The organism is Stenotrophomonas nitritireducens (assembly GCF_001700965.1).
In the GTDB taxonomy this organism is placed as follows: Bacteria; Pseudomonadota; Gammaproteobacteria; order Xanthomonadales; family Xanthomonadaceae; genus Stenotrophomonas; species Stenotrophomonas nitritireducens_A.
The window spans coordinates 1199125-1224249 of record NZ_CP016756.1 but is presented as its reverse complement, the minus strand read 5'-3'; the positions used below and the strand labels follow the sequence as shown (position 1 = coordinate 1224249).

Annotated in this window: 22 protein-coding genes; 17 read left to right on the top strand and 5 right to left on the bottom strand. The window is 64.5% G+C overall.

Annotation, left to right across the window (positions count from 1 at the left end):
* Positions 1-135 precede the first annotated feature (135 nt).
* From BCV67_RS05235 to tkt, 13 genes are all read left to right on the top strand, one after another.
* The gene (locus BCV67_RS05235) at positions 136-1194 is read left to right on the top strand and encodes a pilus assembly protein PilM (protein WP_057629032.1); all 1059 of its coding nucleotides are present in this window, start codon (positions 136-138) and stop codon (positions 1192-1194) included.
* Positions 1194-1976 (top strand): PilN domain-containing protein, encoded by a 783-nt coding sequence (locus tag BCV67_RS05230; protein ID WP_062166777.1) that lies wholly within the window; start codon positions 1194-1196, stop codon positions 1974-1976. Before BCV67_RS05235 ends, BCV67_RS05230 begins: the two co-directional genes overlap by 1 nt.
* Complete coding sequence (locus BCV67_RS05225) at positions 1973-2638, top strand: type 4a pilus biogenesis protein PilO (RefSeq protein ID WP_062166776.1); 666 nt, start codon at positions 1973-1975, stop codon at positions 2636-2638. The genes BCV67_RS05230 and BCV67_RS05225 overlap by 4 nt, the downstream gene beginning before the upstream one ends.
* A gap of 2 nt (positions 2639-2640) precedes the next feature.
* Positions 2641-3171 (top strand): pilus assembly protein PilP, encoded by a 531-nt coding sequence (locus tag BCV67_RS05220; RefSeq protein ID WP_062166775.1) that lies wholly within the window; start codon positions 2641-2643, stop codon positions 3169-3171.
* Positions 3172-3190: 19 nt separating this feature from the next.
* Positions 3191-5089 carry a type IV pilus secretin PilQ gene (locus BCV67_RS05215; protein WP_062166774.1) on the top strand — a complete coding sequence of 633 codons (1899 nt, stop codon included), beginning with the start codon at positions 3191-3193 and terminating at the stop codon, positions 5087-5089.
* A gap of 102 nt (positions 5090-5191) precedes the next feature.
* Entirely contained in the window at positions 5192-6211 is a 1020-nt protein-coding gene (locus BCV67_RS05210) for an AAA family ATPase (RefSeq protein WP_062166773.1), read from the top strand.
* Positions 6212-6278: 67 nt separating this feature from the next.
* Positions 6279-7211, top strand: a complete 933-nt coding sequence (locus BCV67_RS05205; RefSeq protein ID WP_062166772.1) for a DUF58 domain-containing protein — start codon at positions 6279-6281, stop codon at positions 7209-7211.
* A complete protein-coding gene (locus BCV67_RS05200; RefSeq protein WP_062166771.1) occupies positions 7211-7663 on the top strand; it encodes a DUF4381 domain-containing protein in 453 nt (150 codons plus the stop codon). Before BCV67_RS05205 ends, BCV67_RS05200 begins: the two co-directional genes overlap by 1 nt.
* A complete protein-coding gene (locus tag BCV67_RS05195; protein WP_062166770.1) occupies positions 7663-8661 on the top strand; it encodes a vWA domain-containing protein in 999 nt (332 codons plus the stop codon). Before BCV67_RS05200 ends, BCV67_RS05195 begins: the two co-directional genes overlap by 1 nt.
* On the top strand, positions 8640-10466 hold the full coding sequence (locus tag BCV67_RS05190) for a vWA domain-containing protein (protein WP_428999504.1): 1827 nt from the start codon (positions 8640-8642) through the stop codon (positions 10464-10466). The genes BCV67_RS05195 and BCV67_RS05190 overlap by 22 nt, the downstream gene beginning before the upstream one ends.
* Positions 10463-12139 (top strand): BatD family protein, encoded by a 1677-nt coding sequence (locus BCV67_RS05185; protein ID WP_062166768.1) that lies wholly within the window; start codon positions 10463-10465, stop codon positions 12137-12139. Before BCV67_RS05190 ends, BCV67_RS05185 begins: the two co-directional genes overlap by 4 nt.
* Positions 12140-12196: 57 nt before the next feature.
* On the top strand, positions 12197-13504 hold the full coding sequence (locus BCV67_RS05180) for a dicarboxylate/amino acid:cation symporter (protein WP_062166767.1): 1308 nt from the start codon (positions 12197-12199) through the stop codon (positions 13502-13504).
* Between the two features lie 409 nt (positions 13505-13913).
* A complete protein-coding gene (gene tkt, locus BCV67_RS05175) occupies positions 13914-15920 on the top strand; it encodes a transketolase (protein ID WP_062166766.1) in 2007 nt (668 codons plus the stop codon).
* Between the two features lie 219 nt (positions 15921-16139).
* On the opposite strand, the gene BCV67_RS05170 is transcribed toward tkt, so the two are convergent.
* From BCV67_RS05170 to BCV67_RS05160, 3 genes are all read right to left on the bottom strand, one after another.
* Positions 16140-16772, bottom strand: coding sequence for an OmpA family protein (locus BCV67_RS05170; protein WP_062166765.1), 633 nt, complete (start codon positions 16770-16772; stop codon positions 16140-16142).
* Positions 16769-17308: a hypothetical protein gene (locus BCV67_RS20410; protein ID WP_062166764.1), complete on the bottom strand. Its 540-nt coding sequence runs from the start codon at positions 17306-17308 to the stop codon at positions 16769-16771. The genes BCV67_RS05170 and BCV67_RS20410 overlap by 4 nt, the downstream gene beginning before the upstream one ends.
* A 178-nt stretch (positions 17309-17486) precedes the next feature.
* Complete coding sequence (locus BCV67_RS05160; RefSeq protein WP_062171430.1) at positions 17487-19445, bottom strand: acetyl-CoA hydrolase/transferase C-terminal domain-containing protein; 1959 nt, start codon at positions 19443-19445, stop codon at positions 17487-17489.
* A 118-nt stretch (positions 19446-19563) separates the two neighbouring features.
* On the opposite strand from BCV67_RS05160, the gene BCV67_RS05155 reads away from it, so the two are divergent.
* The 3 genes from BCV67_RS05155 to BCV67_RS05145 are packed head-to-tail and all read left to right on the top strand — an operon-like array spanning position 19564 to position 22115.
* Positions 19564-19938 carry a BlaI/MecI/CopY family transcriptional regulator gene (locus tag BCV67_RS05155; RefSeq protein ID WP_062166763.1) on the top strand — a complete coding sequence of 125 codons (375 nt, stop codon included), beginning with the start codon at positions 19564-19566 and terminating at the stop codon, positions 19936-19938.
* The gene (locus BCV67_RS20475; protein ID WP_082746499.1) at positions 19922-21547 is read left to right on the top strand and encodes a TonB family protein; all 1626 of its coding nucleotides are present in this window, start codon (positions 19922-19924) and stop codon (positions 21545-21547) included. Before BCV67_RS05155 ends, BCV67_RS20475 begins: the two co-directional genes overlap by 17 nt.
* Position 21548: 1 nt before the next feature.
* On the top strand, positions 21549-22115 hold the full coding sequence (locus BCV67_RS05145; protein ID WP_062166761.1) for a hypothetical protein: 567 nt from the start codon (positions 21549-21551) through the stop codon (positions 22113-22115).
* Positions 22116-22155: 40 nt separating this feature from the next.
* Here BCV67_RS05145 and BCV67_RS05140 read toward each other — a convergent pair whose 3' ends face one another.
* On the bottom strand, positions 22156-22980 hold the full coding sequence (locus BCV67_RS05140; protein ID WP_062166760.1) for a S1/P1 nuclease: 825 nt from the start codon (positions 22978-22980) through the stop codon (positions 22156-22158).
* 129 nt (positions 22981-23109) lie between these two features.
* Complete coding sequence (locus tag BCV67_RS05135; protein ID WP_062166759.1) at positions 23110-23757, bottom strand: OmpW/AlkL family protein; 648 nt, start codon at positions 23755-23757, stop codon at positions 23110-23112.
* A gap of 210 nt (positions 23758-23967) precedes the next feature.
* Between BCV67_RS05135 and gap the strand changes: the two genes are divergently transcribed.
* The gene (gene gap / locus BCV67_RS05130; protein ID WP_057629111.1) at positions 23968-24969 is read left to right on the top strand and encodes a type I glyceraldehyde-3-phosphate dehydrogenase; all 1002 of its coding nucleotides are present in this window, start codon (positions 23968-23970) and stop codon (positions 24967-24969) included.
* Positions 24970-25125 lie beyond the last annotated feature (156 nt).

Below are 25125 nucleotides of genomic sequence, written 5' to 3'. Positions count from 1 at the left end.
GCAAACGGGGATACAGCTGGGCGGCGTGATGCACATCGCGTCTCGCATTCCGGGTGGTTGCCATTTGCTGAAAAAACGTTATTAATGCGCCGGCGCAACACTTGCGTCCAAGTGCCCGTCGGCAGGGGAGAATCCGTGGGGCTTATCCCAAAGAGTCAGACGCCCATCATTGGCGTCGACATCAGTTCGACTGCGGTAAAGCTGTTGCAGCTTTCCCGCAGCGGTAATCGTTTTCGCGTGGAACATTACGCCGTGGAACCTCTTCCGCCGAATGCGGTGGTGGAGAAGAACATTGTCGAAGTCGAGGCAGTCGGCGAAGCGATTCGTCGGGCTGTTGCGCGTTCAGGCAGCAAGGCCAAGGGGGCTGCTGCTGCTGTTGCCGGTTCGGCGGTGATCACCAAGGTGATCCCGATGCCGGCCGACCTGGACGAGAACGACCTGGAGGCACAGGTCGAGCTGGAGGCGGTGAACTACATCCCGTACCCCATCGACGAAGTAAACCTCGATTTCGAAGTGCTGGGTCCAGTGCCGAACAATCCAGAAATGGTGCAGGTACTGCTGGCCGCTTCGCGTTCGGAAAACGTCGAGCTGCGCCAGTCCGCGTTGGAGCTGGGTGGGCTGACCGCCAAGGTGATGGATGTGGAGGCGTTCGCGATTGAGAACGCATTCGCATTGGTCGCCAGCGAGCTGGCTGTACCCAGTGATGGCGTGGTGGCGCTGGTCGACATCGGTGCAACCATGACCACGCTCAACGTGTTGCGCGGTGGTCGCAGCCTGTACAGCCGCGAACAGGTGTTCGGCGGCAAACAGCTCACCGACGAGGTGATGCGCCGTTACGGGCTCAGCTACGAGGAAGCAGGCCTGGCCAAGCGCCAGGGCGGCTTGCCGGAAAGCTATGAGGTTGAAGTGCTGGAGCCGTTCAAGGAGGCGACAGTGCAGCAGATCAGCCGCCTGTTGCAGTTCTTCTACGCCGGCAGCGAGTTCAACCGGGTCGACCACATCGTGTTGGCGGGCGGTTGTGCCGCTCTGGCCGGTTTGCCGACCATGGTTGAAGAACAGCTGGGTGTAGCCACATCGGTAGCCAATCCCTTGGCACAGATGACGCTGGGACCCAAGGTCCAGGCGCATGCACTGAACCAGGATGCACCGGCGCTGATGATCGCGACGGGTCTGGCCATGAGGGGGTTTGACTGATGGCACGGATAAACCTATTGCCGTGGCGCGAGGAGCGTCGCAAACAGCGTCAACGTGAGTTCTACGGGATGCTGGGCTTTGCCGCGCTCAGTGGCGTGGTGCTGTCGGGCTTGCTGTGGTTTTACTTCAGCCAGCAGATCAGCGGGCAGAACGAGCGCAATTCTTACCTTGATACGGAAATCGCAAAGGTCAAGGAGCAGAACAAGGAAATCGACCGCCTGGACGTGCAGAAGAAGCGTCTGCTCGACCGCAAGAAGGTGATCGAGGAACTGCAGGGCAAGCGTTCGCAGATGGTGCACCTGTTCGATTCGCTGGTGCGCACCATTCCCGATGGCGTGGTGCTGACCGCACTCCAGCAGGAGGGCGACACGCTGACCCTGGAAGGCCGTACGCAGTCCAATGCCCGCGTCAGTACCTATATGCGCAACCTTGAGACGTCCGGCTGGATGACCAGCCCGGAGCTCACCATCATCGAAGCGCGCGCGCAGGAAAAGACCGGCAGCGTTGTCGACATCAAGTCCTTGCCGTATGTGTTCACCCTCAAGGTGAAGTTGCCTACGCCGGGTGAAGGTGAGTCCGACGTGGGTGATGTTGTCGTTACCGACGCAGCTCCGGCCGGGCAGGCAGCTGCGTCGGCTACCCCGGCGGCACCGGGCGCGGCAGCACCTGTCGCTCCGGCAACCACGACGCCCGCCGCTCCTGCGGCTCCGGCAGGTGGGGCCGAGCAGCCCAAGGGCGAGACCGCACCGGCAGCGCCGGCGCAGAAGGAGGCGCGTTCGTGAGCAAGAAATTCAACGCCAAAGAGCTGGATTTCAACAACATCGGCGCTTGGCCACGCAACGCGAAGATCGTGTTCTGCGTGCTGCTGTCGCTGCTGATCATCGGTTTGTCGTACCTGCTGGTCATCAGCGGCCAGCGCGAAGAGCTGGAAGGCCTGGTCAGCAAGGAGGCTTCGCTGCGTGATGAGTTCGAGAAAGAACAGAAGCGCGCTGCCAACCTGGAACCGCTGAAACTGCAGCTGGCACAGATGGAGCAGGTACTGCAGCAGATGCTGCGGCAGCTGCCCAGCAAGACCGAAATGCCGGACCTGATCATCGATGTTTCGCAGACCGCGCTGTCCAGCGGCCTGAACAACGAACTGTTCAAGCCGGGCGATGAAACCCTCAAGGAGTTCTACGCCGAGAAGCCGATCGCCCTGCGTCTGGTGGGCAGCTACCACCAGTTCGGCGCGTTCGTCAGCGGTGTGGCCTCGTTGCCGCGCGTGGTCATCCTGACCATGCACGACATCAACCTCAAGCCCAAGGGCGGGCAGGGCGTGATCACTCCGGGTGGCGCGCTGGAACTGTCCGGCACGGTCAAGACTTACCGCTATCTGGATGACACCGAATTGGCTGACCAGGAAAAGGCGGCTGCCGCCGATGCCAAGAAGAAGGGAGGGCAGTGATCATGCATAGAACTTCCTCCTTGGCACTGGGCCTGGTGTGCGTGGTACTGCTGGGCGGTTGCGCCCGCGGCATCACCAGCACCCCCGGCGATGCGCCAAATCTTGAAAAATGGACTGCCGACGTGCGCGCACGTCCGGCCGAGCCGCTGCCACCGTTGCCGGTGATGCAGCAGTTCGAGACGTTCGAGTACTCGGCCCAAGGCCTGCGTGATCCGTTCAGTGACGCCTGGGTGTCCGACGACGGCAACAACCAGCTGCGGCCTGATCCGAACCGTCGCAAGGAACCGCTTGAAGCGTTCCCGCTCGACAGCCTGGACATGGTGGGCACGATCGGCAACGGCGCAGGCGCCGTGGCCCTGGTGATGGGGCCGGACAAGGTCACTTACCGCGTGCGTCCTGGGGTGTACATGGGCCAGAGCGATGGCCGTGTCACCGGCGTACGCGAGGACGGGATCGAGTTGATTGAACTAGTGCCGGACGGTGCAGGTGGCTGGCTGGAACGCCCAGCCTCGCTTGCACTGGACGATCGTTGATTGATTAGGGGATAGCACGATGACTTTTACCAAAGCCCTGAGCCTGCGTCCCATCCGGCGCCATGCACTGGTCCGCGTCTGCGCCCTGGGAGTGGCGTTGGCAGCGGTGTGCGGCTCTTCCTTCGCAGCACCGCCTGTTACGGGAGTCGGCGACGCTGCTGCCGCCACCCAGCAGGCAGTGAAGGCGGTTTCCGTTACCAAGATCGACTTCAAGCGTGGCGATGACGGCACCGGACGGTTGATCATGCAGTTCGATGGTCAGGGCGCAAGCCCGGACCTGCGCAACCAGGGCAACAATGTCGTGATCGACGTTGGCAATGCCGTGTTGCCGGCCGAACTGCAGCGGCCGCTCAATGTGGTGGATTTCGCCACACCGGTGCAGCGCATTGACGCCAAGCCGTCCGGGCAGGGTTCGCAGCTGGTGCTCAGCACCAATGGTGCATTCGACTCGCTGGCCTATCAGACCGGCAATGAGTACGTGGTCGAGATCACCCCGCGCAAGGCCGATGTGGCCACCGGTGCGGTGACCTCCAAGACTGTTGCCCAGGCTGCGGCTACGGTTGCAGCACGTGGCTACAGCGGGCGCCCGGTGACCTTCAACTTCCAGGACGTGCCGGTGCGCACCGTGCTGCAGTTGATTGCCGAGGAGTCCAACCTCAACGTGGTCGCCTCCGACACGGTGCAGGGCAATGTGACCCTGCGCCTGGTCAATGTGCCGTGGGACCAGGCACTGGACATCGTGCTGCGTGCCAAGGGCCTGGACAAGCGTCGTGATGGTGGCGTGGTTTGGGTGGCGCCGCAGCCGGAACTGGCCAAGTTCGAGCAGGACAAGGAAGATGCGCGCATCGCAATCGATAACCGCTCGGATCTGATCACCGATTACGTGCAGATCAACTACCACAGCGCTACCGCCATTTTCAAAGCACTTACCGAAGCCAAGGGCATCGGTGGTGGTGGCAGTGGCGGCGGTGAGGGTGGCGGTGGTGGCGGTAGCCAGAATGAGAATGGCTTCCTTTCGCCGCGCGGTCGCCTGGTTGCCGACGAGCGCACCAATACCTTGATGATCAGTGATATCCCGAAGAAGGTCGCGCAGATGCGTGAGCTGATCGCGGTGATCGATCGCCCGGTCGACCAGGTGCTGATTGAAGGCCGCATCGTGATTGCCAACGACACCTTCGCCCGCGACCTGGGTGCGAAGTTCGGTATTGGTGGCAAACGCACCTACAACCAGGGTGACAACGAGGCAACGATCGGCAGCACCACCAACGGTGTGGGTAACGCCAATCGTGGGCTCAACGTCAATCTGCCGGCAGGTACCTTTACCTCGGCCAATGGTCTGGGGCCGAGCCTTGCGTACACCTTGCTGGGTGCGAACTTCAATCTGGATCTGGAGTTGTCGGCACTGCAGGAAGAAGGGCGGGGCGAAGTTATTTCCAACCCGCGTATCGTCACCGCCAACCAGCGTGAAGGCGTGATCAAGCAGGGTAAGGAAATCGGTTATGTCACCATTACCGGCGGTAGTTCTGGCGCTGCTGCTACGCCCAACGTTCAGTTCAAGGAAGTGCTGCTGGAACTGAAGGTCACCCCGACCATCACCCAGGACAACCGCGTCTTCCTCAATATGAACGTGAAGAAGGACGAGGTTGATCGTTACCTGCCGGTCACCAACTTCGGCGTGGTTCCAATCATCAATCGCCGCGAAATCAATACCGCGGTTCTGGTGGATGATGGTCAGACCGTAGTGATCGGTGGTGTGTATGAGTTCACCGACAAGGAAAGCGTCAGCAAGGTGCCGTTCCTCGGCGATATCCCGTTCCTTGGCAATCTGTTCAAGCAACGTGGTCGCAGCAAGGACAAGGCCGAACTGCTGGTCTTCGTGACCCCGAAGATCCTGCGCGTGGCCAAGGCCGCCCAGTAAGCACTTGTTACCGTTAAGGAAAAGGGCCGCGTATCGCGGCCCTTTTCCGTTTACTGGCCGGTGTTTGGAACCATTTCATCGTAGATCAGTCAAACTGCGCCTATGAACCTGCCTCCCCAACTGCCCAACCACGCTGATGCCCCGGTCCGCGACAGCGGCCTGCACCAGGAATTCACTGCATTGCGCGACGCCTTGGCCAGCGAAATCGTTGGTCAGTCGTTGCTGGTCGACCGGTTGCTGACCGCCTTGCTGGCCGATGGCCACCTACTGGTGGAAGGCGCGCCCGGGCTGGCCAAGACCACCGCCATCCGGGCGCTGGCCTCGCGGATCGATGCCAGCTTCGCGCGCATCCAGTTCACTCCGGACCTGCTGCCTGCCGACCTCACCGGTACCGATATCTGGCGCTCCCAGGAAGGCCGTTTCGAGTTCCAAGCCGGCCCCATCTTCCATCCGATCCTGCTGGCCGACGAAATCAATCGCGCCCCGGCCAAGGTACAGTCGGCACTGCTCGAAGCGATGGGCGAGCGCCAGGTAACGGTGGGCCGCAACACCTATCCCTTGCCGGATGTGTTCCTGGTAATGGCAACGCAGAACCCGATCGAGCAGGAAGGCACCTTCCCGCTGCCCGAGGCGCAGCTGGATCGCTTCCTGATGCATGTGCGCATCGGCTACCCGGATGCCAGTGCCGAAACCGAAATTCTGCGGCTGGCACGTGAGCGCGCCCTGCGCGCAATGCGGCCGCAGTCCTCGACGATCGAGAAGATATCGCTGCAGAAGATCGAACAGGCGCGCCGCGAGGTGCTGGAACTGCATATGGCACCGCAGCTGGAACGCTATCTGGTTGCGCTGGTGCTGGCATCGCGTGACGCCAGCGCCTATGACGCCAAGCTCGCCAAACGCATCGCCTGGGGTGCAAGCCCGCGTGGTTCGATCGCGCTGGAGCGCTGCGCGCGTGCCCGTGCCTGGTTGGCCAACCGCGACTACGTGACCCCGGACGACATCCGCGGCGTTGCCGCGGACGTGCTGCGCCATCGTGTGCTGCCCAGTTATGAGGCTGCGGCCGAAGGTTGGGATGGCGAGCGCCTGGTGGCAGCCCTGCTTGAATGCGTGCCCCTGCCTTGAGGCTGGGTATGATGACGTTCTCCGCAATTGAAATGACACGTGGTTCGCGCCCGCAGGCGGGCCTGCGATGACAGCGCCGGTGGCCAAGCAGTTGCCGGCGACGGCGGCAGCCGAAGACGGCATCCGTCCGCAACTGGCCGAGCTGATCGCGTTGCGTGGCGCGGCCAATGGCGGCAGAAAAGCCAGACGCGGGCATTACGCTGTAAGCGGCCGCGCGGCATCCATGCTGCGTGGTCGCGGGATGGAATACGCCGAGTCGCGCGAATACGTGGCCGGCGATGATGCGCGGCATATCGACTGGAAATTGACCGCGCGTACCGATGCCACGCATACCAAAACCTTCCAGACCGAACGCGAGCGGGTCACCTTGTTGATCGCCGATACCGCGCCGGCCCTGTACTTCGGCACGCGGGTCCGCTTCAAATCGGTGCAGGCGGCGCGTGCAGGCGCGGTGGCGGCCTGGTCAGCCTTGCGCGATGGCGATCGCATCGCAGCCCTGCGCGGTTCTCCGCAGCAGGCCCTGGTGCCGCCTGCCGGTGGCACGCGCGGGGTATTGCGCGCTCTGGATGCGCTGGTGCGTTGGTATGGCGAACGCCCGGCCGATGACGGCGGCTTGCAACTGGCATTGGAGCAGGCGGCGCGGGTGCTGCATCCGGGCGCGCGTGCGGTGGTATTGGCCGATCCGATCAGCGCGCAGGCGGTGCCAGCCGCGACCTGGTCGGCGCTGGCGATGCATGTGGAAGTGGAGTTGGTGTTGTTGCTAGATCCCCTCGAAGTTTCGCCACCGCACTGCGTGCTGCCATTGGCCACGCCGTCGGGCCGGGTGCAGTTGGACCTCACCGCGTCCCGTGTGCGCGAGGCTTGGCACGATGCGCTTGTTGGCCCGGTGGAGGAACTGTGCCGGCAGTTGCCCGGCCGTCGCATCCGCGTCAGCACGCTGTCGACCGATGATGCGAGTGATGCCTGGTTGGGCATGGCGCCGAACAGGAGTGCGGGCTGATGGCCGCGCAATTGCCGCTGCGTGATGTGCACCTGCCGGCCGCGCCAGGTTGGTGGCCGCTGGCGCCGGGCTGGTGGCTGCTGATCGGCGCCGTGCTGCTGATCGTGCTGGTCGTGCTGGCCATTTATTTTTTCCGCAGGCGCAGAGTGCAGCGTTGGATGGCCTTGTTTGATCGGCAGCTGCAGGCCGCTGCGCAAGGCCCGGCGCAGCTGGCAGCGGCCTCGGAATTGCTGCGGCGCGCTGCGCGCCAGCTGGATCCGCAGGCGGTACATCTGCAGGGCGAGGCGTGGCTGCGTTTTCTCGACGGCGGCAAACGCAGGGATTTCAGCAGCGGCGCAGGCCGGCTATTGCTGGACGGCGGTTTCCGTCCCCAGCTTGAGGGCGAGCAGGTCGAACACGTCTGTCAGCTGGCGCGTGCCCGCTTTCTGGAATTGATGGCTGGGCGGCGCTGATGCAGGACATTCTCGCAAGCGGATTGAGCTTGTTGCCAAACTTTGCCTGGCCGTGGGCCTGGCTGGCTTTGCCATTGCCGTTGTTGATGTTGTTGTGGCCGCTGCGCGAAGAAAACGGCGCCGCCCTGCGCGTGCCCTATGAGCCAGCGCGCCTGCAACTGCAGGCCTCCTCGCGCACTGCGGCGGTGCTGCAGATGTTGCTGTTGTGGTTGGCATGGCTGTGCCTGTGTGCGGCCGCGGCGCGACCGCAGCATCTGGGTGAACCGATCGAACCGCCACGGCAGGCGCGGCAGATGATGCTGGCAGTTGACCTGTCCGGCAGCATGAGCGAGCCCGACATGCAGCTCGGCGGCCAGGTTGTGGACCGGCTTACCGCCGCCAAGGCGGTGCTGGCGGATTTCCTCGAACGCCGCGAAGGCGATCGTATTGGTCTGCTGGTGTTTGGCCAGCGCGCCTATGCCTTGACGCCACTCACAGCCGACCGCGCCACCGTGCGTGATCAGCTGCGCGACAGCGTGGTCGGGCTGGCGGGGCGCGAAACCGCGTTGGGCGATGCGATTGCGTTGTCGGTAAAGCGCCTGCGCGAGCAGCCACAAGGCCAGCGCGTGGTGATCGTGCTGACCGACGGCGTCAATACCGCAGGTGTACTTGAACCGTTGAAGGCTGCCGAACTGGCCAAGGCCGAGGGCGTGCGGGTTTACACCATTGCATTCGGTGGCAGCGGCGGCATGTCGCTGTTCGGCGTACAGCTGCCGGGTGCCGATGACCAGGTCGACGAAGCCACCTTGACCAAGGTCGCCAGCGAAACCGGCGGGCGTTTCTTCCGTGCCCGCGATACCGAAGAGCTGGTCAAGATCTATGCCGAACTGGACCGGCTGGAGCCGGTAAAAGATGCCGGGCCGGCGGTTCGTCCGCGTATCGAGCGCTATCCCTGGCCCTTGGCGTTGGCCTTGATCCTGGGCGTGCTTGCACTGGCGTGGCGGGGGTTGCGGTCATGATCAACTGGCAGGATCTGCATTTTCTGCGCCCGGAGTGGTTGTGGGCCTTGTTGCTGGTACCGGCTGCCGTGCTCGGCGGCTGGTGGCGTCGTCATCGCAGCGCACGTTGGCACGATGCGGTGGATCCGCATCTGCTCGCGCATGTGATCAGCGATGGCCGCAAGCGCGGTTGCTGGGGCAGCGTTGTTGTGGCGCTTGGCTTGACGCTCGCTGCACTGGCGCTGGCGGGGCCGAGTTGGCGGCAACTGGAGCAGCCCTTGTGGGAATCGAAGACGCCGCTGGTGATCGTGCTGGATCTGTCCAGCAGCATCCGCGCGACCGATCTGCCGCCATCGCGGCTGCTGCAGGCCCGGGCCAAGCTGGCCAGCCTGCTGCGTGAGCGCAAAGGCGGCGAAGTGGCGCTGGTCGCTTTCGCCTGGGAGCCCTTTACCGTGGCGCCGTTGACCGATGACGCGGCCAATGTTGCCTTGTTTCTCGATGCACTGGCACCGGAAGTGATGCCGGTCGATGGTCAACGCCCGGACAAGGCGTTGCAGTGGGCCGGTGAGCTGCTCAAACAGTCCGGCGCGCGCAATGGCGAGATCCTGTTGTTGACCGATCATGCCGACGCAGCGGCCCTGGCCGAGGCTGCCAGGTTGCGTGTTGCGGGCTATCGGGTGTCGGCGATTGGTCTGGGTAGCCTGCAAGGCGCGTCTTACCGCGATCCACGCGGGGCGATCGAGCAGGCGCATCTGGATGAAACCTCGTTGCGGGCACTGGCCACGGCCGGTGGTGGCGGCTATCAGCGTATTGCCAACACGTCGGCGGACCTGCAGGCCCTGGGTGTACTCGAACCGCAGGCCGGCGCGCAGGATCGCGAGCTGCAGGCCAGCAGTGGCAAGCAATGGCAGGACGAAGGCTATTGGCTGTTGCCGCCGCTGCTGTTGTTGGCACTGTTCGCCTTCCGCCGCCCGCGCCGGGTAATGCCGGTGCTTGCGCTGTGCCTGTTGTTGCCGATGCTGCAACCGGCGCAGGCGGCCGAGCAGGGCGGTTGGTGGCAACGCGCCGATCAGCGCCAGCATCAGCGCCTGGGCGAAGGCGTTGACGCCTACCGGCTTGGTGATTTCGCCACCGCGCAGAAGAAGTTCGAGGGCATCGACAGCGATCAGGGCTGGTACAACCTCGGCAATGCGCTGGCTCGCCAAGGCAAGTACGACGAAGCCATCGAGGCCTACGACCGCGCCTTGAAAGCGCATCCCGGCATGCAGGATGCGGTGGCGAACCGTGCAGCGGTGGATGCCGCGCGCAAGCGCAAGTCGCAGCAGGGGCAGCAGGGCAAGCAGTCCAATCCGTCCAAGCCGCAGCAGGGCAAGGATCAGCCCGGGCAACAGGGCCAGCAGCACAACCCCTCGCAGCAGGGCCAGCAGGGCCAGCAGCCAGGGCAGCAGGGTCAGCCGCAGAATGGGCAACCGGGCCAGCCGTCGAACCCGTCGCACCAGGGCCAGCGGCCCGCCGAGCAGAACCCGTCGCAGGACGGCAGCCGCTCGCCCGAGAAGGGCGATCAGGCGCCGCAGAGCGAAGATGCCGGCAGGCAGCAGCAGGCAGACCAGGCCCAGCGCCAGCGCATGGCCGAGGCGATGCGCCAGCAGCAGGCCGGCGAAGGCGAGCAACAGAGCGCTGCCGCGCGTGCGGCGATGACGCCCGCCCAGCGCGAACAGCAGCAGGCCGTTGAAGCCTGGATGCAGCGGGTGCCAGACGAGCCCGGCGATTTGTTGAAGGCAAAATTCCAGCTCGAGTACGAGCGACGGATGCGGGAAAAACGATGACAAGCAATCACCCATCCCTCTCTCTGCAGCGATGGCTGTTGCTGAGCCTGTTGGTCTTCAGCGGCCTGCTGCAGGCACAGACCCGCGCCTGGCTGGACCGCGACAGCATCAACCAGGCAGAGAGCGTCACCCTCACCATCGAGACCGACCAGTCCGGCGCGCCGGATTACACGCCGCTGCAGGCGGATTTCACGTTGAGTGCGCAGAGCAGCAGCCGCCAGTTGCAGATGGGCGGCGGCGCCACCCGCAACAGCGCGCAGTACGCGGTGACGCTTACGCCGCGGCGCACCGGCATGCTGGATATTCCCGCCCTGCGGGTTGGCAACGCCAGCACCACGCCCTTGCTGGTGAAGGTGGAAGCGGCGCCGATGGCCAGCCGAGACAGCAATGCGCTGGCCTTCATCGAAACCGAGGTCGATGACAAACAACCGTATGTGCAGCAGAGCGTGGGCGTGGTGGTACGGCTGTACTTCGCCACCCAGCTGGCCTCGGGCGAACTGGTGCTGGATACACCGGCAGCGGCCTCGCTGCAGCGGATTGGCGATGACAGTACTTCCGTACGCGAAGTCAACGGACGCCGTTACAACGTGGTGGAGCGGCGCTTTTTGTTGATCCCTGAACGCAGCGGGCCGTTGCAGCTGGCCGGTGCACGTTTCAGCGGTCAGGGAGCGGGGGGCTTCTTCGACGACTTCTTTGGCCGCGACAATGGCCAGCTCAGTGCGCGCGGCGCGGACCAGACCCTGCAGATACGGGCTACGCCCGCCAATGCGCCACAACCCTGGCTGCCGCTGAAGAACCTGCAGCTGCGCTATACCGCCGCGCCCAGCAGTGGACGCACCGGCGAGGCTATCGCCATCGAAGTGGAAGCCATCGCCAGCGGTGCGACCAAGGCGCAGTTCCCGGAACTGCCGGTCCCTTCGTTGGGTGACGGCGCGCAGGTGTTCGCCGAGCCGCCGCAATACGATGAGACCTTCGTCGGTGCCAGCCCGCAGTTGAAGCTGACCCGACGCTATTCGATCGTGCCGCAGCAGACCGGCGCGTTGACCGTGCCCGGCATCCAGATGGCGTGGTGGGATGTGGCTGCCGGGCAGGCGCGCACCACCGCGTTGCCGGCGCTGAATCTGCAGGTTGCCCAAGGTAGCAACAACGGCATGGTGCCGCCGCCCTTGGCGCAGCCGGCAGCGGCGGGGTCGCCGGCACTGTCGGCTACGGCCTTGCCTGCCGCTGGCAATCCGGCCAACAGCTGGTGGTGGCCTGCCTTGGCGGCGGGATTTGCGCTGTTGTGGCTGGCCACCCTGATCTGGGGCCTGTCGCGCCGGCGTACGCCGCTGCGCGTGGCTGGCGCACCCGTCACCAAGACCACTCCACCGGGGTCAGCGTATGGCACGGCCGATCTGCGGCGTGCGCTGGATGCCGGCAGCCTCGACGAGGTCGCGCAGGTGCTGGCGGCGATGGCCGGGGTGGATGGCCTGGACGCGGTAATGGAGAAACTGGATGACCCGGCACAGCGCGAGGCCTTGCAGCGCATGCAGCGGGCGCGTTGGGGCGGCGAGGGCGATGTGAGCGCTGCCCGCGCGCGTTTGCGCGAGGTGTTCAAGGCCGGCCCGCGTTGGCGGCAAACCACGGTGGTGGAAAAACCGCTGCTGGACCCTCTCTATCCTGGACAAGGCTGAAAAAGGCGGCTGTACACCGTCTGTTAAGCTGATCCATTCACCGGAGGGAAGCAACCAATGGCCAATGCAGCCAAGACCACAGCCAAAATGCCGTTCCACTGGAAGATAGGGATCGGCTTCGGCGTCGGCCTGCTGCTGGGTCTGATCGTGCACCTCGTCAGCCCGGATGCGCCCTGGGTGCACACGGTCACCACCTATCTGACCACTCCAGTGTCCGGGCTGTTCCTGAGCCTGATCTTCATGCTGATCGTGCCGTTGATCTTCTCGGCGCTGGTGATGGGCGTGTCGGAGATGGGCGACATCCGCTCGCTGGGGCGGATCGGCTGGAAGTCGCTGGCCTATACCATCGTGCTGTCCGGCGTGGCGGTATTGATCGGCCTGGTACTGGTCAATCTGTTCCAGCCGGGTGCGGGCGTTGATCCGGCGGTGGCGGCCAAGCTGCTGGCCGAGAATGCCGAACGCAGCAAGGCGATCGTGGCCGGGGCAGGTACCGCGCCCAAGGGCCTGGACATGCTGCTGTCGATCGTGCCCGACAACGTCATCGACGCGGCTTCGGACAACGGCAAGATCCTTTCGCTGATGTTCTTCGCATTGATGCTGGGCATCGGCATGGTGCTGTCGCCAGCCGAGAAGGTGGCCACGCTGCGTAAGGCGATCGAAGGCCTGTTCGAGGTCTCGATGACGTTGATCAACCTGGTCATCCGCCTGGCGCCGTACGCAGTGGCCTGCTTCATGTTCAATCTGGCGGCCATCTTCGGCTTTGACCTGCTGATCAAGCTTGGCGCCTATGTGGGCGTGGTGGTGCTGGCGTTGGCCACGCACATGTTTGTCAGCTACGGCATCGCGGTGAAGCTGGCTGGGCGCTCACCGATCCAGTTCTTCCGGCAGACGCAGGAAGCCACGGTGATGGCGTTTTCCACCGCCTCGTCCAATGCCACCTTGCCGACCGCGCTGCGCGTGGCCGACCAGATGGGTTTCCCGCACAAGGTTTCGCGCTTTGTTCTGACGGTGGGTGCCACCGCCAACCAGAACGGCACCGCCCTGTTCGAGGGCGTTACGGTGATCTTCCTGGCCCAGTTCTTCGGCGTGGACCTGAGCATCGGCCAGCAGTTCATGGTCATGGTGGTATGCATTCTCGGCGGCATCGGTACTGCCGGTGTGCCCTCCGGGTCGCTGCCGGTGGTGGCGCTGATCTGCGCCATGGTCGGGGTCAACCCGGCCGGCATCGGCCTGATCCTGGGAGTGAACCACTTCTTGGACATGTGCCGCACCGCGCTGAACGTGACCGGCGACCTGGCCTTGACCACCTTGGTGGCGCGGGGCGAGAGCGATGACAGCCTGGGAAGGCATCACCCGCAGGAATGAGTGTGCCGACGGTGCTTCAATAAAGAACGGCCGCCCTGTTCAGGGTGGCCGTTCTGCTTGAGGCCTTCTTCCTCTCCCCAACTCCCGGCCCCGCGTCCCGGCCCTTGCGCCAGCGCAAGGCCATTCAATGGGCCACGAACCTGTGATTCATCAGCCGGCTCCTTTCAGCCGGCAAGGGGAGGGAGGCTCGCATCGGTCCAGGCCGAAACGCTGCCGGCCATCGCAGCTTCAAGCCCCTCTCCCCCTGCGGGAGAGGGGCTGGGGAGAGGGGGCTTTCGAGCGGAGCCGCCCCGGCCTCGACCGGACCCTACGTAAACTGGCATCAGTTTTTACGGACTGATCCCGGCGGTGGCTTGTGGGACAATAGGCCGCCCGCAGTTCCGCGGGAGCCTCCCGATTCCGACGAACCATGACGCAGCCTACCCGCCGCCAGTTGGCGAACGCCATCCGTTTCCTAGCCGCTGATGCGGTCGAAGCCGCCAAGTCCGGCCATCCCGGCATGCCGATGGGCATGGCCGATATCGCCGAAGTGCTCTGGAACGACTATCTCCGTCACAACCCGAACAACCCGAAGTGGTTCAACCGCGACCGTTTCGTGCTGTCCAACGGCCACGGCTCGATGCTGCACTACGCGCTGCTGCACCTGAGCGGCTATGACCTGCCGATCGAAGAACTGAAGGCCTTCCGTCAGCTGGGCAGCAAGACCGCCGGCCACCCGGAGCACCACGAAACCCCCGGCATTGAAACCACCACCGGCCCGCTCGGCCAGGGCCTGGCTAATGCGGTCGGCTTCGCGCTGGCGGAAAAGCTGCTGTCGCAGCGCTACAACCGCCCCGAGTTCGAAATCGTCGATCATCGCACCTGGGTGTTCATGGGCGACGGCTGCCTGATGGAAGGCATTTCCCACGAAGCCGCCTCGCTGGCCGGCACCTGGGGCCTGAGCAAGCTGGTCTGCTTCTGGGACAACAACAACATCTCCATCGACGGTGAAGTGGAAGGCTGGTTCACCGACAACACTCCGGAGCGCTTCGAGGCCTATGGCTGGAACGTGGTGCGCGACGTTGACGGCCACGACCCGGAAAGCATCAAGGCCGGCATCGAGCAGGCGCTGTCGCAGTTCGACAAGCCGACCCTCATCTGCTGCAAGACCACCATTGGTTTTGGTTCGCCGAACAAGGCCGGCCAGGAATCCAGCCACGGCGCACCGCTGGGCAAGGACGAACTGGAAGCCACCCGCAAGGCACTGAACTGGCCGTACGGCCCGTTCGAGATTCCGGAAGAAGTCTACGGCGGCTGGCGCGCTGGCGGCACCGGCACCCTGCGTCAGGCAGAGTGGGAGCAGTTGTTTGACAAGTACGCCGCGCAGTTCCCGGCCGACGCCGATGAGCTGACCCGTCGTTCGCACGGCGAACTGCCGGCCGACTTCATTGCCCAGGCCGATGCCTACATCGCCCAGGTGCAGGCCGAAGCGCCGAACATCGCCTCGCGCAAGGCCTCGCAGAACGCCATCCAGGCTTTTGCACCGCTGCTGCCGGAAATAATCGGTGGCTCGGCCGACCTGGCCGGTTCCAACCTGACCCTGTGGAAGGGTGCGCAGACCGTGGTCGGCGAAGACCCGCATGCCAACTACGTGCACTACGGCGTGCGTGAGTTTGGCATGAGCGCCATCGCCAATGGCCTGGCCCTGCACGGCGGCTTCCTGCCGTTCGACGCCACCTTCCTGGTATTCAGCGACTACGCCCGCAATGCACTGCGCATGAGTGCGCTGATCCCGGCGCACGTCATCCACGTGTTCACCCACGACTCGATCGGTCTGGGCGAAGACGGCCCCACCCATCAGCCGGTGGAGCACGTGTCCTCGCTGCGCTACATCCCCAACAACGATGTCTGGCGTCCCTGCGATGCGGCCGAATCGGCGGTCAGCTGGAAGGCTGCCATCGTCCGCAAGGATGGGCCGAGCTGCCTGATCTTCAGCCGCCAGAACCTGGCCCCGCAGCCGCGTACGGCCGAGCAGGTGCAGCAGATCGAGCGCGGTGGTTACGTGCTGGCTGATGCCGCCGGTACCCCGGACGTGATCCTGATCGGCACCGGTTCGGAAATTGGTCTGGCCGTGGCCGCCAAGGCCGAGCTGGACGCTGCCGGCATCAAGACCCGTGTGGTGTCGATGCCGTGCACCGACGTGTTCGATCGCCAGGACGCGGCGTACCGCGAATCCGTGCTTCCGAACGCCGTGCGCAAGCGCGTTGCGGTCGAAGCCGGTGTCACCGGTTTCTGGCGCCAGTACGTGGGCCTGGACGGTGCGGTTATCGGCCTGGACACCTTCGGCGCATCGGCCCCGGCCGACAAGCTGTACAAGCACTTCGGCATCACCACCGAAGCGGTTGTGGCAGCAGCCAAGGCGTTGACCGCGAACTGATCGCCTTCCAACGCGAGTCTTGAACAGAGGCCGGGGAAACCCGGCCTTTGTTTTTGTGGGTTAGCTAAGCGAAAGAGAGCGAAGGTGTAGTGCCGAGCCGTGCTCGGCAGGGGCTTTCCCACTAGCAACCGTTGTAGAAGCGGCATAAACCGCGTCGCAAGATCTTCATCGGATGACGCCGACGGCCAGGGTTTGAGCGGCTCGGCACATAGCGATGCGCTAGGGCAAAGGCACCACCACCTCGACGCGGCGGTTGCGTTGACGGGCTTGGGGATCGTCGCTTCCGTCCGGTCGGGTGTTGGCCGCAACGGGGTCGCTCTCGCCACGCCCTTCGGGCAGCAGCCGGCTCACCGCGATGCCGCGCGCGCTGAGCCACACCGCTACCGCGTCGGCGCGGCGCTGCGACAGGTTGAGGTTGTAGGCCTCTTCGCCTTTGTCATCGGTATAGCCCAGCAGCTTGATCGGGCCGGTGGTCTGTTGGAGCAACGCCAGCAATGTACCCAGTTCGGCGGCAGCTGCGGGTTGGATATCGGAGCTGTCGAAGGCGAACAAGGTGTCGGCCGGAAGCGCCAGATGGATCTGCCGGTCACGGACTTCGCCACCCAGCGCGCCGATCAGGCCCTTGAGGTCGGACACCTCCGCGTTGAGCCCGCTGACAGTTCCACTCAAGCCGGAGCCCTGCATCTGCGCTGCATTGGTCGGTGTCGGTGCCGGCGGCGCGGCAGCGGCAACGGCAGCGGCATCCACCGCGTCGGAATGCCCGGTTGGCGCCGCGCTTGGCACGGGTGCCTGGCGGTTGCAGGCAGCGGTCGCCAGCACCAGCACGCACAGCACTGGCATCGCGCGTTTCATCGGCTGACCTTGATGCCGTCGAAGGGGCCTACTTCGGGTAGCGTTATCGACACACTTTGTGAAGTCACCGGTGGCGCCGGGAATTTCAGCCATACCACGCCACTGGAGTTGGCGGCGATGGCGATGCGCAGGGCTTCGGCCTTGTCGTCGATGGGCGAGGCCATCGGCCGGCCGGTATCGTCCTTGAGCACGCTGTAGCGCTGCGCGCTGGTGTCGTCGATCAGGGCGATCTGGTCGATCTTGAAACGGCTGTAGTCGAACAGGGATTTATCGGTTGGCGGCGACACCGTGAATTGCAGCGTGAGAATGTTGCCGGTCACCTGTGCGCGGTTCAGCGCCCAGTTGCTGCCGCCATAGCCGGGCTGGCTGGCAATGATCGTGCTTTCGGCAGGCGTGGCAGGAGGCGCTGCCGCGGGCACGACGGTTGGTGCCGTGGTGGGGGTCGCAACAGCGGTGGGTGCAGGCTGTTCCTTCTTGCAGGCGGACAGCAGCGCGGCCGCGCACACGATGATCGACAGGAGCTTGGGCTGGTACATGGACTGCAGCCTGCTATAGCAAGGGTGAGGCCTGCGTTATAGCAAACGCGGGTTGGCCGGCGTTGACGGCTCCTCGACATAGCCCAACGGATACGGCGACGGATGCCTGTGGCCGTACCGCGACGGGGCCACGTACCTTCGTGGCCCCGCATGGATGCTGCCAAGACCGGGCAGAGCCTCAGCTGCCGCGTGCGCTGCGCGCCAACCCCAGGCGCAGCAGGCCGGCGTTGATCCGATCACCAAACGTGGCGGGGTGTTCCAGTCCCATCCGCTGCAGGTACATCGCATCGTTGTCGGCCGCCGGTTGGCGCAGTGCTGCCAGCACCGTGCGCAGTTTGCCCATCGGCGTGGCCGTCGCCGATTTCAGCCAACCCAAGGCGCGCAGAAGATCCTGCTCGACGGCGTCGAAATCGCTGCCCAGCGGGTAGTCGGGCAAGCTGCCATCCGCACGGAACGGGGCCAAGGCCGCACGCAGCACCTCGGCGCGGTTCTGTTGCCACTGCGCGGGCGCAACGAAGTTGGGCGCGAGCTTCTTCGAGGCCTTGGCCTGGTCCAGCAGCGCCGGCTGGAATGCCGAATCGGTGATGGCGGCCATGGCGGTGACGCAGTCCTCATCGGTCTTGCCGCGCAGGTCGGCGATGCCATATTCGTTGACGAACACATCGCGCAGATGGCGCGGGATGGTGGTGTGGCCATAGTTCCAACGCACATTGGATTGCGCTTTTCCATCATCTTCGCGCAGCGCACGGAACATCAGGATGCTGCGCGCATCGGGCAGGGCGTGCGCCATCGCCACGAAGTTGTACTGGCCACCAACGCCGGACACCACGCGGCCGTCTTCCAGCGCATCGGAGGCGGCTGCGCCGAGTGCGCTGGCAATCATGCAGGAGTTGAAGAAGCGGGCATCGCGGCGCTGCAGTCGCTCCAGCGCTTCGTTGCCGCCGTACAGCTGGTTGATCTCGCTGATGCGGCGCATGCCGATGGCGCTGCGTTCGGCCTCGAGCAGCTTGCACAGCCAGTCGTAGAACTCGGGTGAGCCCAGGTAGAAGGCGCCGTGCAGGTATTCGCCTTCGCGCGCGAGGCGGGCCCGGTCGCCGTTGCTGGCGGTGCCGTCGGCAAGGCGCTGCATCAGGCCCAGGTCGTCATGCACCTTGCGCCAGATCACGCCGGTCTGCACCAGCTTGCGGAAACCTTCGTTGAGCATTTCGCTGCAGCCGTACAGGCCGATTTCAAACGGCCCCAGGCCGCCGGCTTCGCGCACCAGCGGGTGTTCGGCAAGCTGTGGATCCAGCGCATGCAGAATCTGCCGATAACGTGCGTTGTCGGTATGTCGCAGCACCAATGCGTGGCTGAGCGCATCGGCCAGGGTGCCGATGCCGATCTGCAGGGTGCCGCCATCGCGCACCAGGGTGCTGGCATACAGGCCGATGGCGTAGTCGGCATCGCTGACCGGCTGCCGTGGCAGGCCGAACAGCTGCGGATAGGGGCCGGGCGGGGTGATGACCAGATCGAAGAAATCCGGATCGACCGCAGCGGTTCCACCCAGCCACGGCAGTTGTGGGTCAATCTCGGCAATCAGCAGGGGCTTGGGCAGGCCGCGTGCGGCGATGGCATCCAGCGTGTCCTGGGTGATGTCGTTGTTGCACGACAGCGACAGCTGGTTGCTGCCTTCGCGCCAGGCGACTTTCTGCACGATGGCATTGGGCGCGCGCTGGGCCACCGCATCGGCGGCATGCGTGTAGTTCAGGCTGGTGTAGTAGCGCTGCGCCTGCGTCGAACGCAGCAGCGCGCCGGACTGCATGTAGAACTCTTCCACCTGCACGTGGTCCGGCAGGGCATCGCGGGCGATCGCGTCGGAATAGGCCAGGCGCGGAAAGTCGTTGCCGAAGTGGCGTTCCACGAACGGGCGCATGAAGCGCGCTTCCAGGCCATCGCCTTTGGCCTGTGGCGGGTTCAGCGACAGCGCGGTGTACAGCTGCAGTGGTCGCGCGGGGTCATGCTCGATGCGCGCGTACAAGGCATTGAGCAAACGGTGTGGTTTGCCCAGCGCCAGTGGGGCGCCGATGCGCAGGGGGCCCTGGATGTTGTTCAGCAGCCAATCCACGGCGGCATCGAGGTCGGTCACGTGATGGGGCATGGTGTCCGGTGTTTGCGGGGGTGACGGCATTACACCATGGTGCTGCTGAATCACCTGAAGGGGTCTTGACAGGCTGTTCGTTTACTCGTGTAATCGAAAAAAATTACAGGCGTAAACGATGGTCAGGATAAGCGAAGCCGAGGCCGTGGTGATGGAGGTGTTGTGGGGGCAGCACCCGCTGTCTGCAGAGGAGGTGATCGCGCGCCTGCCCGATGGCAATGAATGGGCCGAGGCCACGGTCAAGACCCTGCTCAACCGCCTGCTCAACAAGGGTGCCATCAGTGCCAGCAAGGACGGCCGGCGTTTTCTGTATGCGCCGCTGGTGCAGCGCGAGGCTTGGGTACTGGAGGAAAGCAGCAGCCTGATCGAACGCTTGTTCGACGGCCGGGTCGCGCCTTTGGTAGCGCATTTCAGCCAGAACCAACGGCTCAGCCGTGACGACGTGGCCGAGCTGCGCAAACTGCTGGAGGGGCTTGATGATGACCAGCACTGAGATCCTGGCACTGCTGCTCAAGACAACCTTGGCCAGCAGTGCCGCGGTTGCGTTGGTGCTTATCCTGCGCCAGCCGCTGCGGTACTGGCTCGGCGCAAGCGCTGCGTATCTGCTTTGGGTGTTGTTGCCGGTAGTGCTGCTGGCGGTGTTGCTGCCTGCGCCGCAGGTCGCGGCGGTGCCGATGCGGGTCAGCGAGGTGGCGGTGCAGGTCGGGCAAGCAGTGGTTGCCGGTCCCGCGGTGATAGCGCATTGGCCGCTGTGGCTGTGCTGCGCATGGTTGAGCGGAGTACTGCTGATGGCATTGCGTTTGTATCGGCAGCAGCGGAATTTCCAGCGCGGATTGGGGCAGCTCAGCCAGCGCGATGATGGTCTGTGGCAGGCGCAGACGGTGGCGGGGTTGCCTGCGGCGATGGGCTTGCTGCGCCCGCGGATCGTGCTGCCGGCCGGTTTCGAAGCGCGCTACCTGCCGATCGAGCAGCAGTTGGTGCTGCTGCATGAGCGCGTGCATCTGCAGCGCGGCGACATCGCGATCAACGCCTTGTTGGCGCTGCTGCAGTGCCTGTACTGGTTCAACCCGCTGTTGTTGTACGCGTTGCGTTGTTGCCGCGAAGACCAGGAATTGTCCTGCGATGAACGTGTGATTGCCCGGGTCTCGGGTGCACGCCGCAGTTACGGCGAGGCCATGCTCAAGACCGGGCTGGCCGCGTCCCCTCTGCCGGTGGGGTGTCACTGGCAGAACCATCATCCATTGAAGGAGCGTATTGCCATGTTGAAGCGTCCCGTACCGGGCAGGAAGCAGTGGTGTGCCATGTTGGTGCTGTCCTTGGGCTTGACGACTGGCGTTGGCTATACCGCCTGGGCCGCGCAGCCGGGAAAGGCGGTGTCCACCTCCACGTCGACATCGTCTTCTGCTTCATCCACGTCCACAACGACCGGCAAGGGCACGGTGTATGCAACCTTCGTGGAGGCAACGCTGGAAGGCACCAAGCAGCGCTTCGAGTTGCAGCAATCGGCAGGCACGCCGTTCTCTTTCAGCGCCAGCTCGGACAAGGGCGTGCAGTGGGCCGCAGAGTTCACCCTGCAGCCTGCCGCCGACGGCATGCTTACGCTCAAAGGCACGTTGAAGGCGAATGGGGATCTGATCTCGTCGCCGACCCTGCTGATCAAGCCCGATGCGGCGGCAGGCATCGAAGTGTCCACTGCTGACGGGCGCTCGACCTGGGTGCTGGAGCTGCGGTCGGTCGCCCTGGCCGGCGGCGATCCGGCCATCGTATCGGCAGCATCCGGCAACGCAGGGCAGCTTGCCTTGCCGGATGCCGGGCGGATGCCACCGCCCAGCTATCCGCGCGATGCGGTGGACAGTCGCACCACCGGCAAGGTGGTGTTGCGTATCGCGGTGGACGCCGAAGGCCGAGCGACCGACGTGGTCGTTACCGAGGCGTATCCCAAAGGTGTTTTCGAGGCGACCTCGATTGCCGCTGCAAGGCAGTGGCGGTTCACACCGGCGATGAAGGACGGCAAACCGGTTGCCGGCGTCATCAAAGTACCGATCTCGTTTGATATGGATGATGAAGAAATGCGTTACTCCGAAACCCCGAGCAGGGGCTGAGATGCGCAGGCAGGTCGTGGTGCTCAGCGCACTGATGCTTGCCGGCTGTGCGACACAGACGGCGAAAGAGCAGGTGGGCAGCAGTTTCAACCTCAACCAGCACCGGCAGGTGCTGGCGCCCGAGTCTTTCGGTGGTGCGGGCGAAATACAGCCCTATCAGTTGGCCGCCACGGAAAGCTTCCGCATGCCGGTTGCGATAAGGGATGCTGATCCGGTGTTGCCGTCGGCGTACGCCAAGCGTTCGTTGGCTGCCATCACGGTGTGTGTAAACGTCATCCTAGATGCGCAGGGGCGGGTGGAACGTAGCACGCCACTGTTGGCGCACTCGGCCTGCGGCGCGGGAAGCGATGCGGCTAACGAGGGTCTGCTACAAGCTGCGCTGACAGCCACCTCCGGGTGGTTGTTCGAACCGGCTGCGGTCTGTCATTACCCTGCCGGTGTGCAGGCGCCGTTGAACGGGGATTGCACACATGCCGCACGCATCGAGCTGGTGCCGGTAACCCTGCCCTATGCCTTCACCTTCGAAGTGGTGAGGGCAGGGCAGTGGTTCGCCGCGAGGACAGCTTGAACTGAGTACACGCCTGCTCGGTAGCAGGCGCGTTGAGCGCTCAGGGCGTGTCGAGCAGCTGGTTCAACAACGCCGCCAGCTGTTCACCGCCGAGCCGCAGCTGGGTCTCGGCAACCGGCTCCCAGGTGGCGGTATAGCGTTCGTCGATCTTGTGACCGCTCGGGTACAAACCGGTGCGCATGGCGATGCGGCAGCTCTGCTCGGCCCATGCGGCCGGGGCGCGCTGCAGGTCCGGTGCGCGCAGGCGGCCCGGCGACGGCAGTGCCTGCAGGCGTTGCAGGAACTGGTCGTCGTTCAACTGCAGCGTGTAGAACATGCCGCTGTCCCAGACCGAATGCAGGTTGGTGCCGCGGCCGTTGAACTGCAGCTGGTAGGTGTTGCCGCCACGGTCATGGCCGTAGCCGGCGTGCAGCGGCTGATGCAGATCACCGACCAGATGGACCACGAACTTGAGCGCCTGCAGGCGTTCGCCGTCGCTGAGCTCGCGGTTGGCCAGCAGCGTGCTTTGCTGCTGCAGGGCGCCCACCACGCAGTTGCCGTCGGTGCAGTGCTTTGGCGGTGAAAACGCGCAGTCATCCTCGGCCATGTTGACGTAGTGCCAGCCGGCCGAACGCTTGCCCAGGTCGGGGTCGTTGCTGCGCAGCTGGTCAGCCCAGGGCGCGATGCTGCTGAGGCTGGCACCGGGTTCGGCGGCCAGCAGGCGGTCAATCTCGGCCTTGGTGGCAGGGTGAAGGTTGGGTTCGGCAATGCGCGCGACCAGGCGGTGGCCTTGTGCACCCCATGCCAGGGCCTGGGCGGGGATCAATGCGGAAACAGCGAGGGTGATGCCAACGGCGGGCAACAGGAGGCGGTGGAGCTTGTTCATGCCGCCATTCTAACGGCTGCAACGCGCTCAGCTGCGTGCCGCACAAGGCGAAACACGCCCCCGGCTGTAGCCGGGGACGTGCGCGCTGGGGGAGGGGAATGCCTGCCTTCCCGGCAATGGCCGCAGGGCTCAGAACTTGAAGACGTACGCCACGCCGTACACCAGCGGATCGATCTTGGCGGTGCCGAGCGAATTGCCGTTGACCTTCACCTTGGTGTCGATATCGGCCCAGCGCATGTCAACGCGCAGCGCGCCCTTGTCACTGACCGCGAAATCCAGGCCTGCATGCGCGGCCAGGCCCCAGGAGTCTTCCAGCTTCAGCTTGGTGCCAGCCAGCGCGCCCGTGCTGTCGGTGCTGAAGAACTTGGTGTAGTTCACGCCCAGGCCGACGAACGGGGTGACCTTGCTGCTGTTGGTGAAGTGGTACTGCAGCGAGACCACCGGCGGCAGCTGCTTGGTTTCGCCGACCTTGCCGACACCGTTGATGCTGATGTCGTGCTTGAACGGCAGCGCTGCCAGCACTTCGATACCAATGTTGTCGGCGACGAAGTATTCGAAGGTGACGGTCGGCTTGACGTCGCTGTCGACCTTGGTGGGCAGCTTGCCCAGGCCCAGCGGGGCACCGTTCAGATCGCCGGCATCGGACTTCGGGTCAACGGCATGGACGCCGACGCCCAAGGTCCAGTCGCCCTTGGATTGGGCCACGGCGGGGGCGGCGGCAGCCAGTGCCACGGCGGCGGCCATACCGGAGAGCAGCAGGGCGGAGGTCTTGCGCATGTGTGATTCCATTGCTTGGTGGAGGTGGCCCCAGTGTCGGGACCGGGCCGCCGGGGCGCCTTGATCCTGATCAAACAGGCGTTTGTGCTCAGCTGGCGCTCAGCTGCAGGCGGTGCCCGGGCGGCCACGGGGTGGGCAGCTGTCCTGTTAGAATGGCGGCCCCTTTCCACCCCCGCCGCAACGGCTTTGCGGCTGCAGGAGCTTGTGAACATGGCAATCAAGGTCGGCATCAACGGTTTCGGTCGCATCGGGCGCAATGTGTTGCGTTCGGCAGTGTTGAACTTCGGCAATGACATCGAGATCGTGGCCATCAACGATCTGCTGGAGCCGGACTATCTGGCCTACATGCTCAAGTACGACTCGGTGCACGGCCGTTTCAAGGCTGATGTGGAAGTGTCGGGCAGCGACCTGCTGGTCAACGGCAAGAAGATCCGCCTGACCCAGGAACGCGATCCGGCCAACCTGAAGTGGGACGAAGTGGGCGTGGACGTGGTGATCGAATCCACCGGCCTGTTCCTGACCAAGGAAACCGCGCAGAAGCATCTGGATGCCGGCGCCAAGAAGGTGATCCTGTCGGCCCCGTCCAAGGACGACACGCCGATGTTCGTGTTCGGCGTGAACCACAAGACCTACGCCGGCCAGAGCATCGTCTCCAACGCCTCGTGCACCACCAACTGCCTGGCCCCGCTGGCCAAGGTCATCAACGACAAGTGGGGCATCAAGCGCGGCCTGATGACCACCGTGCATGCGGCTACCGCTACCCAGAAGACCGTTGATGGCCCGTCCAACAAGGATTGGCGCGGCGGCCGCGGCATCCTGGAAAACATCATTCCGTCCTCCACCGGCGCCGCCAAGGCTGTTGGCGTGGTGATCCCGGAATTGAACAAGAAGCTGACCGGCATGAGCTTCCGCGTGCCGACCTCGGACGTGTCGGTGGTCGACCTCACCGTCGAGCTGGAAAAGGAAGCCACCTACGCTGAAATCTGCGCCGAAGTGAAGGCACAGAGCGAAGGCGCGCTGAAGGGCATCCTCGGTTACACCGAAGACAAGGTAGTTGCCACCGACTTCCGTGGCGAGACCCACACCTCCGTGTTCGATGCCGAAGCCGGCATCGCCCTGGACAGCACCTTCGTCAAGCTGGTCAGCTGGTACGACAACGAGTGGGGCTATTCCAACAAGTGCCTGGAAATGGTGCGCGTCGTCGCCGCCTGATCCACGCGGTAAGTAGCAAACAAAAAGGGCGCCGCGAGGCGCCCTTTCTGCGTTTGAAGCCCTCCCTTTCGCCGCAGGCGAAGGGGAGGGTTGGGAGGGGTGCTTTCAGCAGTTTGGTAGCCCGGGTAAGCGCAGCGCATCCGGGGCATCGCACGA

Excerpts from the sequence above, each read along its gene's own strand:
- BCV67_RS05230 (WP_062166777.1), top strand. The coding sequence starts at position 1,194 with ATGGCACGGATAAACCTATTGCCGTGGCGCGAGGAGCGTCGCAAACAG.
- BCV67_RS05220 (WP_062166775.1), top strand. The coding sequence starts at position 2,641 with ATGCATAGAACTTCCTCCTTGGCACTGGGCCTGGTGTGCGTGGTACTG.
- BCV67_RS05215 (WP_062166774.1), top strand. The coding sequence starts at position 3,191 with ATGACTTTTACCAAAGCCCTGAGCCTGCGTCCCATCCGGCGCCATGCA.
- BCV67_RS05210 (WP_062166773.1), top strand. The coding sequence starts at position 5,192 with ATGAACCTGCCTCCCCAACTGCCCAACCACGCTGATGCCCCGGTCCGC.
- BCV67_RS05205 (WP_062166772.1), top strand. The coding sequence starts at position 6,279 with ATGACAGCGCCGGTGGCCAAGCAGTTGCCGGCGACGGCGGCAGCCGAA.
- BCV67_RS05200 (WP_062166771.1), top strand. The coding sequence starts at position 7,211 with ATGGCCGCGCAATTGCCGCTGCGTGATGTGCACCTGCCGGCCGCGCCA.
- BCV67_RS05195 (WP_062166770.1), top strand. The coding sequence starts at position 7,663 with ATGCAGGACATTCTCGCAAGCGGATTGAGCTTGTTGCCAAACTTTGCC.
- BCV67_RS05185 (WP_062166768.1), top strand. The coding sequence starts at position 10,463 with ATGACAAGCAATCACCCATCCCTCTCTCTGCAGCGATGGCTGTTGCTG.
- BCV67_RS05180 (WP_062166767.1), top strand. The coding sequence starts at position 12,197 with ATGGCCAATGCAGCCAAGACCACAGCCAAAATGCCGTTCCACTGGAAG.
- tkt (WP_062166766.1), top strand. The coding sequence starts at position 13,914 with ATGACGCAGCCTACCCGCCGCCAGTTGGCGAACGCCATCCGTTTCCTA.
- BCV67_RS05170 (WP_062166765.1), bottom strand. The coding sequence starts at position 16,772 with ATGAAACGCGCGATGCCAGTGCTGTGCGTGCTGGTGCTGGCGACCGCT.
- BCV67_RS20410 (WP_062166764.1), bottom strand. The coding sequence starts at position 17,308 with ATGTACCAGCCCAAGCTCCTGTCGATCATCGTGTGCGCGGCCGCGCTG.
- BCV67_RS05160 (WP_062171430.1), bottom strand. The coding sequence starts at position 19,445 with ATGCCCCATCACGTGACCGACCTCGATGCCGCCGTGGATTGGCTGCTG.
- BCV67_RS05155 (WP_062166763.1), top strand. The coding sequence starts at position 19,564 with ATGGTCAGGATAAGCGAAGCCGAGGCCGTGGTGATGGAGGTGTTGTGG.
- BCV67_RS20475 (WP_082746499.1), top strand. The coding sequence starts at position 19,922 with ATGATGACCAGCACTGAGATCCTGGCACTGCTGCTCAAGACAACCTTG.
- BCV67_RS05145 (WP_062166761.1), top strand. The coding sequence starts at position 21,549 with ATGCGCAGGCAGGTCGTGGTGCTCAGCGCACTGATGCTTGCCGGCTGT.
- BCV67_RS05140 (WP_062166760.1), bottom strand. The coding sequence starts at position 22,980 with ATGAACAAGCTCCACCGCCTCCTGTTGCCCGCCGTTGGCATCACCCTC.
- BCV67_RS05135 (WP_062166759.1), bottom strand. The coding sequence starts at position 23,757 with ATGCGCAAGACCTCCGCCCTGCTGCTCTCCGGTATGGCCGCCGCCGTG.
- gap (WP_057629111.1), top strand. The coding sequence starts at position 23,968 with ATGGCAATCAAGGTCGGCATCAACGGTTTCGGTCGCATCGGGCGCAAT.